Genomic DNA, 9,562 nt, shown 5'->3' with positions numbered 1-9,562 from the left:
GACAAATTCTAGTGCTTTTTTACAACTCATTGTAAATAATCCTTTTTAAATAACGATAGTATCGAACTTAGCTTAAGTTTTCAGCAACCCATTTTTTTCATTAAGCCAAATTTTTTGATAAAACTATCTTTTTTTATAAGCCCTATTTTGTTTGTGTAGCTTGTATATGAGCCATTTTTCATATAGTCATTTAAAGAGAAAAACTCTATTAGCTTATTTTGATTTAATACAAAAATATCTTCAACTTGAGTAAAAAAATATTTTTTTGCTTTTTCATCATTTTTTAAAATTTTTATTAGTTCAATATCTATTTTTTCAATAGCTTCCAAGATTTTTGGAATATTTAGATTTTTTTCACTATCACTAAAAATATCTGAATTTTTAAATAGGTTTTCTATATGTTGCTTGAATGATAAAGGCATAATATTTTTCTCTTTTTTACATTTTTGAGCTAAATATTATCTAATCAATACTTAATAAAGCAAATTATTTGCATATTTATATTTTAAAGAGCAAATAGTTTGCTTGTTGATTTGTCAATCTTTTTGGGTTAATTTTTAATAAAAAGGTTAAGAATGACACAGAGAGATTTAGCAGGAATTTTAAATGTAACTCCAATGACACTAAGAAATTGGAAAAAAGATAAACCAAGACTTTATGAACTTATACAAAAAGGATTAGCTTTTGAAGAAGCAGTAAAAAAGGCTCAAGAAAATGCAGATGAGTTAAAAGCACTAGAAGAGAAGTTTAAAATTAAAAAATAAATTTCAAACCAATATATAGTAAAATACAAAAAATTCCAAAAAAGAGAAAAAATGAAAGACTATATTTTAAACCGTTATGACAAAGACCAAAATGGAAACTTAATAATCAAAATTTTCACATCGAAAATTGAAGACTTATATGAAGATTATGATAAAAAATCATCATTTATAAAAAAAGATTTAAAGTATAAACTTGAAGAGTATCTTTTTGAAAGTGTTGATGAGATAGGAAATACTCCTTTTATTTTACAATTTAATTTTGAAGAAAAATCAACTATTGAATCTGTAAAAAGGCTACAAAGTAGTATAAATGAGTACTTTTCCTATCTAATTTTTTTGGAAAAAAAGAGTATGAAAGAGAGTTTAAAAAACTCTATTATATTTTTTATTCTTGGATTTTTGCTTGTATTTTTATCTTTTTCACTCTCAGAACACGAAAATATTGGATATAAAATTGTATCAGAAAGTATTATGATAGGTGGTTGGGTTGCACTTTGGGAAGCACTGGCTACCATTTTAGTAAACTGGTTACCACTAAAGAAAAACCTAAATATTTATCAAAAAATAGCACAAGCAAAAGTAGAGATTTTTTAAATAAATAGCAAAAAATTGCTATTTATTTTAGTAAAATTGCTTTACAAGAAGTTTCATCATCAGAAGGAATAATATGTTGCAATACTCTTGCATATTTTCCTACATAATCAACTCTTGGATATTTATCTGCAATTTTTAGTAAAACTTCATTTTGTCTTAACCACTCAAGCTCTATTGGCTTGTTATCAATCCACGCACAATTTACCAAAAGATTTTCAATATCATCAAGATTTACATCTTCAACTTTTTTGCTATGTTTTGCATATAGTTTCAAATAAGCACTCTCAACACTTTGTGGTTTTTCATCTTCAAAAATAAAAACAACTCTAAAATCATCGGCACTTAATCCGCTATCAATAGGCAAACTAGCAAGTGTAGATACTACTTGAAGATTTTTGTGTTTCTCTTTTTCTTCATAAAAAGGCTTATAGCATTTTATACAAAAAGTTAAAAAATCATCACTCAAAGGAAAAACTGCTTCACTTTTTGAGAAATCAGCACTAGGAAAACTTCCTTTTATAGCTGAAAGAAAAATAGCTGCACTTTTTTCATTTTCATTCCAGTTTATTGTAGGATAAATAGCTTGTAGAGTTTGATTTTTTAAAACTCCTTTATCAACTCTTGCAATTGCAAAAGCAAGTGGTTTTCTATACCAAGATTGCTCTTTTATATTTTCAACTAATCTTTCAAAGTCCTCTTTTGTATTTACCATTTTTTCTCCTTTTTCTTTAATTTATTGTACAAAAAATCTAATAAATAGTATCCATATCAACAAAAACATTTGATGATTTTATAGAGTGTAAAGTTTGTAAAAGTGCTTTTGAATTTTTTGAACGAATTAAAATCTCATATCTATATTTGTTTGCTATTTTAAAAATTGCACACTCACCAAATCCTACAAGTTCGATATTATCAACAGTTTTTAGATATTTTACAATTTCACTTAACTCTTCTTTTACCTTTAATCCATTTGTTGAGGACAAAACAACACGAGCTAATTTTACAAAAGGTGGATATAAATCTTTTCTAAACTCCAACTCATCATTTAAAAAATCTAAATAACTTGCATCTTCTAAATAGTGTTTAAAAAAATCTTCATTTTGTGTTTCAATAATAACTTCACCAAAACCATTTCTTCCACTTCTTCCAGCAATTTGAATAAGCAAAGATAGAGCTTTTTCTCTAGCTTTATATGAGTTCATATTTAATAAACTATCAATTCCCAAAACGATTGCAAGTTTTACATTATGATAATCATGCCCCTTTGAAAGCATTTGAGTTCCAACTAAAACATCTATTTTATTGTCATTAAACTCTTGTAAAATAGATTTTAAAATCTTCTCATTTTTTACTATATCTGTATCAAATCTTTTTATCACATTTGAAGGAAACTCTTGTTTTAAAAGCTCTTCTATTTCAGCAGTTCCAACTCTATGATTTTTTATAATTCCAGTTTTACAAGATGGACAAAATTCTGGTATTTTTTGAGCAAATCCACAATAGTGGCACTTTAAGGCTAAATCATTTTTATGTAAACTCATAGAAACACTACAAAATGGACACTCAACACTTTTTCCACAATCAAAACAAATTTGATGCTTAAAATTTGCTCGTGTTGGTAAAAACACTATTGTTTGATTAGCATTTTTTATAGAATCTTCAATTTTTTTAAGTGTATTTTGTGATATTTTTTGACTAGAATTTTCAAAAATATAGCTCTTTTGTGTTTCATAAAATGTTTTATCAAGCACAAAATATGGCATTTTATAATAGCTATTAATTGAAGGTGTTGCACTTCCTAAAATAAGTTTTATATCAAATTTTTTTGCTATAAAAATACTTAAATCTTTTGCATTATATCTTGGAGTTTGATCACTTTTATAAGAGTCATCATGTTCCTCATCAACTATTATTAAACCTAAATTATTATATGGCAAAAAAAGAGCAGATCTAGCTCCTGCAATTAGTTTTATCTTTCCCTTTTGAAGATTTTTTAATATCTCTTTTCGTTTTTTAGCTCCAACTTTTGAGTGCCAAATTGCAACAATATCTCCAAAAACTTCTTCTAATCTTTTTTGCATTTGAGGAGTAAGAGAGATTTCTGGCATCAAAAATATAGCCTGTTTACCACTTAATAGAGCCTCTTTTATAGATTTTATATAAATTTCTGTTTTCCCAGCTCCTGTTTTTGCAAAAAGTAAAGCTTGTTTTTTACTATCTAAAAAATCTTTTGCTTCTTTTTGTAAACTTGATAAAGTTATCTCTTTTTTAAACTCTATTTTTAAATCTTCAAAAATTATCTTTTTATCAAAAAATTGAAAAATAGTTAAACTTTGTCCTAAAGAACAAACATAATATTTTGCTATAAAATCTGCAATTTCAAGCATAAAAGAACTATAAAAAAAATCTGTAATTTTTAAAATATTACTACAATCAAACTCTGGTTTTTCTACTTTTTTTATAACAACAGCTTGATTTGAGTTTTTTCTTTTTGCTAAAATAACTTCAACTAAAGAGCCAATTTCTATATCTTGTTCACTTTGATAAGTAAGATTTTCTAAAGGAGATTTTAGAATTGCAACTTCATAAAAATTCATTCTATTTCTTTACAAAAAGTTTCATCACTTACACAAGAAAAATTATTATTTTCAAAAACAAACTCAAAAGTTTTATTTTGAGTAAAAAATAGATATTTTTTATTTGATATTTTTGCCCAATGTCCATATTTTTTAATATTTATAGTTGTAGCAATGATTGGTTTTTCAAGTACATTTTTAAATAACTCTTCATCTTCAGTATTAATTTTTGCACTATCCAAATAATCTATAGCTCTTTGATTCTGAAGCAAAATATCGCTACTTTTTGCCCTTGTAATTGCTGATTGAATTAAAGCATATTGTGATTTTAAAGTTAAAATATTTGAGTTTTCATTTATACTATTAAATTTTGGAATAGCAAAGGTAGTAATCAAAGCAAGAACAACAATAGCAATAATTATTTCGAGTAATGAGAAAGCTTTTATTTTAAAATCCTGATAATTTTTCTGTTATTTTTTCTATATTTTTTCTAAAGAGTTTAAACTCTTGACTAAGATTCAAATAAGCTATTAAAAGCTCTTTTGTATCGTTATTTTTTGATAAATCAAGATATTTACAAAGCTCTTTTTCCAGCTCTTCATCTACATTTATAGTGTATGCTAAATTATTTATATGAAATGTAATATCTTTACTCACTATTTTTCCCTCCAATCAATGCCAAGGTACTATTGATTGCCAAAATCATATCTTGGTTATTTTTTACAAGTTCATCATTTTCATTTTTCATTTTTTCAAGTTCTTGCAACAAAGCAATATTCTCAAGTTTTAACTTCTCATACTCAAACAATAATTTTTCAATTTTACTATCTAAATTATCTATTATATGCATCTGATTTTTCCAAATTATTCAATATTTCTATCTCTATCATCTATAAAAACTTTTGCAACTTCATAAAGCATTGCAACAGATTTCCCCCATTGTGAATAATCATCTAAATTTTCAAGCTCTAGCCCAAAATTTTGTGAAATTTTATCTATTAAAATTTGCTCATTTATGTTAAAACTTCTATCAATATGAATTAAAATCATAAGCTCCAAAAGAACAATTTTTTTGCTTCTTTCACTTTTGAAATTTTTCAAAGTGTCTTCAAGACTAAAACTCTTTATATCAAAAGAGTCTATATTTTCAATTCCCATTTCATCGCAATATTCTTTAATAATTTCTTCTTCACTTTTCCCAAAATCATTGTCAATTCTAGCTAAATAGTGTGCTAGTTGTAAAAAAGCAAATTTTTCTCTTGATTGAAGTTTCATTAATAGCATATTATAAATTCCTAATTTTTTGATTTGTTTATATTATATAATCTTTTTACTAATTTTAAATATAAATTGGTTAAATTATTTTTAATATTATTTATTAATAAATTTAATCTACATTTAATTATTTATTTACTAGCATTACTTTCTATCTTATTTCAAAAAAAGGATTATTAATGGAGTGTATATTAGCAAACAAAGAAGAGTATGATTTGTTAAGGAGTGGTGCTGTTTTAGTTGATTCAAGTAATAATGATTTGGTTATAAAAGTTTCTGGTTTGGATGCCCAAGAATTTTTAGATTTAGTAATTTCAAAAAATGTTCTTTATTTACAAATGAACAATAGTTTAGATTCAGTTATTCTTGATGACAATCAAAATGTAATAGATTTTGTATCACTATTAAATAACGATGAATACTATTATTTAATAGTTAATAAAGAAAAACAAGAAGAGATTATCAATTATTTTGAAGGGAAACGAAATAATTTTGATATTGAACTTGAGGTTTTAGATATGAATATTTATATTCTTGCAGGACCATACTCTTGGAAAATTTTATCACAACTTGTAGATGATAGCTACATAGGGCTTCCTCTATTTGCATATATCGGAGTATTCGGACAGCAATGCCGGAGTTGTACCGGACACTTTTGCAATGAGATTTTCTAGACTATAATTATATCACAATGTGTCCGGTAGAATTAATTATCTTCAAATTTTTGATTTAAATTTGAGTATTTTGCTCTTAAGGAGTCACCTTCAATTTCAATTCTATGAGATGAGTGTACTACTCTATCAAGAATTGCATCAGCAACTGTATTATTTTGTAAATATCCATACCAATCTTTAACTGGAAGTTGTGAAGTTATTATTGTTGAACTAAGTTGAGATCTAACTTCTATAATTTCAAACAAATTTGTTGCATCATCAACTGATATTGGAGACACTCCAAAGTCATCCAAGATTAAAAGTTTATATCTTGCAAATCTTTTTACTAAATTTGTATAACTACCATCTATTCTTGAAAGTTTAATCTCTTCTAAGAGTGTTGAAGTTCTAATATAATAAACTGTAAATCCTTCATGTATTGCTCTATTGCCCAAAGCTTGGGCTAAAAAAGATTTTCCACAGCCAGTTTTACCATTTATAATAATATTTTGTTTAGCTTTTAAAAAGTTCATTGAAGCAAGTGAAAGTATCAAAGATTTATTTAGTTTTCTTTTTGGATCATAATCTAACTCTTCTAAAACAGCTTGTTTATCTTTTATTCTTGAAAGTTTGAAATTCATAGATATTCTTTTATTTTTTAAAAACATATATTCACTATCAAGCAGATCATACAATCTCTCATCAAAGCTTAACTGATGATAATTTACATCTTCCATTTGTCTTATATAAGCTTCTTTGAAACCTTTATAATTTAAGTCACTAATTTTATCTATTACTGTTGAGCTATTCATTTGGTTTTTTCCTTTTATTTTTTATTTATAAAGTGCATAAGCACAAGATTGAGAATTTAATGATAAATATTCCCACGCAGGTTTTCATGATTATTTACAACTACATATGAATGGGTATCTGAAAGTTCTTTTTGCAGATACAACTTTTTATCAAGTATTGATTTTATTGAAGATGTTTTACTTAAACTATTTTGCAATGCATAATGAAGTGCTAAATCTAACTCTTTTTTCCCATGTATTTTTGACAAAGATAAAACAGCATTTAATTTATTATAAACATTTGGTGGATGTTTGACACTCTTTAGCTCTTTTTTTACCCAATAAACTGTATTTGTTCCTATATTATTTGCCCAATTTAAGAAGCTTCCTGGATTTGTTTTTAAAGATTGATACTGATGTGATTTTGGCATATGTTCAACTTTTGTGGAATTTGACCCTGCAAAGTGTAGTTTGGGATGAGTTGCTATTAAATTATCTTTATAATAAATTTCTACAGATGAGTTTGAATATCTTAGTTGAACTTTTTTTGACAGATATTCAAATGGAACTGAGTATTCACATTTATCTAAACTTACATGATATCCTACATTTACAGTAGCTTCTTTATACTCTTTATAAATGTATCTTTGTTTTGGAAGAGCTTGTAAATTTGGCAGATCAAGTTCATTAAAAAGTTCTAATCTACTTTTATTAAATTTTTTTACAATTTTTGCATTATATTTATCTAATAAAATTGATATTGCATCATTCAATTCATCAACTGAAAAAAATCTTTGATATCTCAAACTTGCTATTATCCATCTTTGTATTCCTAAAACTCCTTGTTCTGCTTTTGCTTTATCTTTAGGTTTATATGGTCTTGCTGGTTCTACTACCATATTATAATAACGAGCCAGTGCAGCATAACTTTCATTTATTACAATTCCTTTTTTATTATTACTAATTACTGCACTTTTTAAATTATCTGGTACCACAACTCTTGGGCATCCTTGAAAGAATTCATATGCTTTAACATGGGAATTTATAAAATCTTTTTGTTGTTGTGAATATGAAGCATCTACAAAAGTATATCCAGACGCTCCAAGAACTGCTACAAATATTTGTGCTTTTACAATTTCACCTGTTTTTTTATTTATTATTGGAACTGTAAGTCCACTATAATCTACAAACATCTTTTCACCAACAAGATGAGTTTGTTTCATAGAAGGATTTATTGTATTTACATATCTTTTATAATGTTCTCTAAATTGGGTATAACTATAATATCTATTAGGATTTGATTCCTTATACTCCTCGTGGAGTAAAGCTAAAGTTACACCAGTTTTTTTACGTTTTTTTAATTCATTATGCAAGTAATTGCAATCTGGAAGTACTTTTTTATTATCTAGTTGTGAAATATTCAAAGCTTTTGGGAAGAGTAGTTCTTCTTGTTTTTCAACACTTAATTTTAGAAAATTATCTATATCTAAATTTAAAGATTTAAACTTTTGACAATAATCTCCAACACTGCTTCTTGCTATATTTAAAGCATTGGAGGTTTGTCTTACTGACAAATCTAATTTAAAATGCAGTCTTATTGCTTCTGCAATCTTTTCCATTCTTATTTTCCTCATTTCTACTCCAAAAATTTAATTATTTTGAAGTATATAAATTTAGAAAATCTCTTTTGCTGAATTTAATCTTAATTATCGGTTTTTACCTTTTAGTGTCCGGCTTAAGACCGTTTTACTGTCCGGTTGAACTCCGTTTTTGCGTCCGGTCTTACTCCGACATCAGTGTCCGGTTCAGCCCGATTTTTGCACTCTATTATCTTTTATGAATTTAGAGTTTGAAGGTAAAGAAGGCTTACTAATAAGAGGTGGTTATACAGGAGATTATGGCTTTAAAATTTTAGTCTCTTCAGATAAAGACAAAGTAATCAAAAATAAAATATTATCAAGTGAATTTGATTATAAAGAAATTTCTATTCAAACTCATAATATATTAATATCAAATTTTGGTAACTTTACATCTTTTAATCTAAAAAATTATATAAAAAATAGTTTTGAATTTGGTTTTAAACATTTAATTGATTTTTCTAAAGATGATTATATTTATTATGATAAATTAAATGAGCTATATCCAAAATATAATAAATCTACTGTTGCATTTATTTGTGATGAACTTCCAAATAATATGATAAATACAGATGTAAAATATGGAGATATTACAGGTAATATCATATATTACTCTTATAGTTATCATTTAGAAAAATTCATAGGATATATTCTTATTGACAATAAATTTGCTCTTCCAGGATTAACTTTTAATATTTGTGAAAATTCAAAATCTTTACAAACTGTTTCATTACCATTTTATGAAACAAAAAGCTTTACAACAGAGATAGAATAATGTATCCTATATTAAGCAAAGGTATTATATGTAGCATTGGTAAGAATAGTGAGGAGGTTCTTGCTAATTTGATGCAATCAAAAAATAATATCGATTATCCAAAACACATCAATCTTAAAAAAGAAAATGCTCCTTTAAAAAAAGTTTCTGAAATTAATTACACAGATGAAGAACTATATAATCTAGTTAAAAACAAATCATACATTAATAAAAAAACTGACCGTTCTATTTTATTATCTATGATTGCTTTTGAAGAAGCTTTTGAGAAATTAAAACAAAATAAGGGTTATGACAAAAATAAAAAAATTGGGATTTTTGGTGGAACTTGTGTTTTGGAAACTCGTTCTTTAGAGAAATTCTATATTGACTATTTAAATAATAAAAAATTATAATACCCCAAAATGTCAAGACAATTTTTTCTAAATCTTTATTCCTTTAAACACCAGTTACTTTATGCTACATTTTCACTTTTTAAACTATAATTATTATCATTTATT

14 protein-coding genes are annotated in these 9,562 nt (G+C 25.7%); 5 read left to right on the top strand and 9 right to left on the bottom strand.

All coding sequences use genetic code 11. The features are described from left to right. Positions 1-80: 80 nt before the first annotated feature. Complete coding sequence (locus IQC44_RS11055) at positions 81-422, bottom strand: site-specific DNA-methyltransferase (RefSeq protein ID WP_198306419.1); 342 nt, start codon at positions 420-422, stop codon at positions 81-83. 153 nt (positions 423-575) lie between these two features. On the opposite strand from IQC44_RS11055, the gene IQC44_RS11050 reads away from it, so the two are divergent. Beyond that, positions 576-764, top strand: coding sequence for a hypothetical protein (locus IQC44_RS11050; protein WP_198306418.1), 189 nt, complete (start codon positions 576-578; stop codon positions 762-764). Between the two features lie 51 nt (positions 765-815). Next, a complete protein-coding gene (locus IQC44_RS11045; RefSeq protein WP_198306417.1) occupies positions 816-1,358 on the top strand; it encodes a hypothetical protein in 543 nt (180 codons plus the stop codon). A gap of 22 nt (positions 1,359-1,380) precedes the next feature. Here the strand turns inward: IQC44_RS11045 and IQC44_RS11040 are convergent, their stop codons facing one another. Genes IQC44_RS11040 through IQC44_RS11015 form a run of 6 tightly spaced genes read right to left on the bottom strand, consistent with a single transcriptional unit; the run spans position 1,381 to position 5,218 of the window. Then, positions 1,381-2,070 (bottom strand): tetrahydrodipicolinate N-succinyltransferase N-terminal domain-containing protein, encoded by a 690-nt coding sequence (locus IQC44_RS11040; protein WP_198306416.1) that lies wholly within the window; start codon positions 2,068-2,070, stop codon positions 1,381-1,383. A 37-nt stretch (positions 2,071-2,107) separates the two neighbouring features. Next, positions 2,108-3,955, bottom strand: coding sequence for a primosomal protein N' (locus IQC44_RS11035; protein WP_198306415.1), 1,848 nt, complete (start codon positions 3,953-3,955; stop codon positions 2,108-2,110). Next, on the bottom strand, positions 3,952-4,380 hold the full coding sequence (locus IQC44_RS11030; protein WP_420837849.1) for a prepilin-type N-terminal cleavage/methylation domain-containing protein: 429 nt from the start codon (positions 4,378-4,380) through the stop codon (positions 3,952-3,954). Before IQC44_RS11030 ends, IQC44_RS11035 begins: the two co-directional genes overlap by 4 nt. Before the next feature lies 1 nt (position 4,381). Beyond that, entirely contained in the window at positions 4,382-4,591 is a 210-nt protein-coding gene (locus IQC44_RS11025; RefSeq protein WP_257120225.1) for a hypothetical protein, read from the bottom strand. After that, the gene (locus tag IQC44_RS11020; RefSeq protein ID WP_198306413.1) at positions 4,584-4,784 is read right to left on the bottom strand and encodes a hypothetical protein; all 201 of its coding nucleotides are present in this window, start codon (positions 4,782-4,784) and stop codon (positions 4,584-4,586) included. Before IQC44_RS11020 ends, IQC44_RS11025 begins: the two co-directional genes overlap by 8 nt. A 14-nt stretch (positions 4,785-4,798) precedes the next feature. Then, complete coding sequence (locus tag IQC44_RS11015; protein ID WP_198306412.1) at positions 4,799-5,218, bottom strand: TerB family tellurite resistance protein; 420 nt, start codon at positions 5,216-5,218, stop codon at positions 4,799-4,801. A 170-nt stretch (positions 5,219-5,388) separates the two neighbouring features. Between IQC44_RS11015 and IQC44_RS11010 the strand changes: the two genes are divergently transcribed. Further along, positions 5,389-5,883 carry an aminomethyltransferase family protein gene (locus IQC44_RS11010; protein ID WP_198306411.1) on the top strand — a complete coding sequence of 165 codons (495 nt, stop codon included), beginning with the start codon at positions 5,389-5,391 and terminating at the stop codon, positions 5,881-5,883. A gap of 32 nt (positions 5,884-5,915) precedes the next feature. Here IQC44_RS11010 and istB read toward each other — a convergent pair whose 3' ends face one another. Beyond that, positions 5,916-6,674, bottom strand: a complete 759-nt coding sequence (gene istB / locus IQC44_RS11005) for an IS21-like element helper ATPase IstB (RefSeq protein ID WP_198306410.1) — start codon at positions 6,672-6,674, stop codon at positions 5,916-5,918. Positions 6,675-6,730: 56 nt separating this feature from the next. Next, the gene (gene istA / locus IQC44_RS11000; RefSeq protein WP_228286339.1) at positions 6,731-8,272 is read right to left on the bottom strand and encodes an IS21 family transposase; all 1,542 of its coding nucleotides are present in this window, start codon (positions 8,270-8,272) and stop codon (positions 6,731-6,733) included. A 217-nt stretch (positions 8,273-8,489) separates the two neighbouring features. On the opposite strand from istA, the gene IQC44_RS10995 reads away from it, so the two are divergent. Next, on the top strand, positions 8,490-9,065 hold the full coding sequence (locus IQC44_RS10995; RefSeq protein ID WP_198306408.1) for a hypothetical protein: 576 nt from the start codon (positions 8,490-8,492) through the stop codon (positions 9,063-9,065). After that, a complete protein-coding gene (locus IQC44_RS10990; protein WP_198306407.1) occupies positions 9,065-9,457 on the top strand; it encodes a beta-ketoacyl-[acyl-carrier-protein] synthase family protein in 393 nt (130 codons plus the stop codon). Before IQC44_RS10995 ends, IQC44_RS10990 begins: the two co-directional genes overlap by 1 nt. Positions 9,458-9,562: the final 105 nt, after the last annotated feature.

This window comes from Arcobacter vandammei, from assembly GCF_016106035.1.
In the GTDB taxonomy this organism is placed as follows: domain Bacteria; phylum Campylobacterota; class Campylobacteria; order Campylobacterales; family Arcobacteraceae; genus Aliarcobacter; species Aliarcobacter vandammei.
Note: the sequence above shows the minus strand (reverse complement) of the source record. Positions and strands in the feature narration are given on the sequence as shown.

Coding starts and splice junctions, on each gene's coding strand:
- IQC44_RS11050 (WP_198306418.1), top strand. CDS start 576: ATGACACAGAGAGATTTAGCAGGAATTTTAAATGTAACTCCAATGACA.
- IQC44_RS11040 (WP_198306416.1), bottom strand. CDS start 2,070: ATGGTAAATACAAAAGAGGACTTTGAAAGATTAGTTGAAAATATAAAA.
- istA (WP_228286339.1), bottom strand. CDS start 8,272: ATGGAAAAGATTGCAGAAGCAATAAGACTGCATTTTAAATTAGATTTG.
- IQC44_RS11035 (WP_198306415.1), bottom strand. CDS start 3,955: ATGAATTTTTATGAAGTTGCAATTCTAAAATCTCCTTTAGAAAATCTT.
- IQC44_RS11055 (WP_198306419.1), bottom strand. CDS start 422: ATGCCTTTATCATTCAAGCAACATATAGAAAACCTATTTAAAAATTCA.
- istB (WP_198306410.1), bottom strand. CDS start 6,674: ATGAATAGCTCAACAGTAATAGATAAAATTAGTGACTTAAATTATAAA.
- IQC44_RS11020 (WP_198306413.1), bottom strand. CDS start 4,784: ATGCATATAATAGATAATTTAGATAGTAAAATTGAAAAATTATTGTTT.
- IQC44_RS10990 (WP_198306407.1), top strand. CDS start 9,065: ATGTATCCTATATTAAGCAAAGGTATTATATGTAGCATTGGTAAGAAT.
- IQC44_RS10995 (WP_198306408.1), top strand. CDS start 8,490: ATGAATTTAGAGTTTGAAGGTAAAGAAGGCTTACTAATAAGAGGTGGT.
- IQC44_RS11015 (WP_198306412.1), bottom strand. CDS start 5,218: ATGCTATTAATGAAACTTCAATCAAGAGAAAAATTTGCTTTTTTACAA.
- IQC44_RS11045 (WP_198306417.1), top strand. CDS start 816: ATGAAAGACTATATTTTAAACCGTTATGACAAAGACCAAAATGGAAAC.
- IQC44_RS11010 (WP_198306411.1), top strand. CDS start 5,389: ATGGAGTGTATATTAGCAAACAAAGAAGAGTATGATTTGTTAAGGAGT.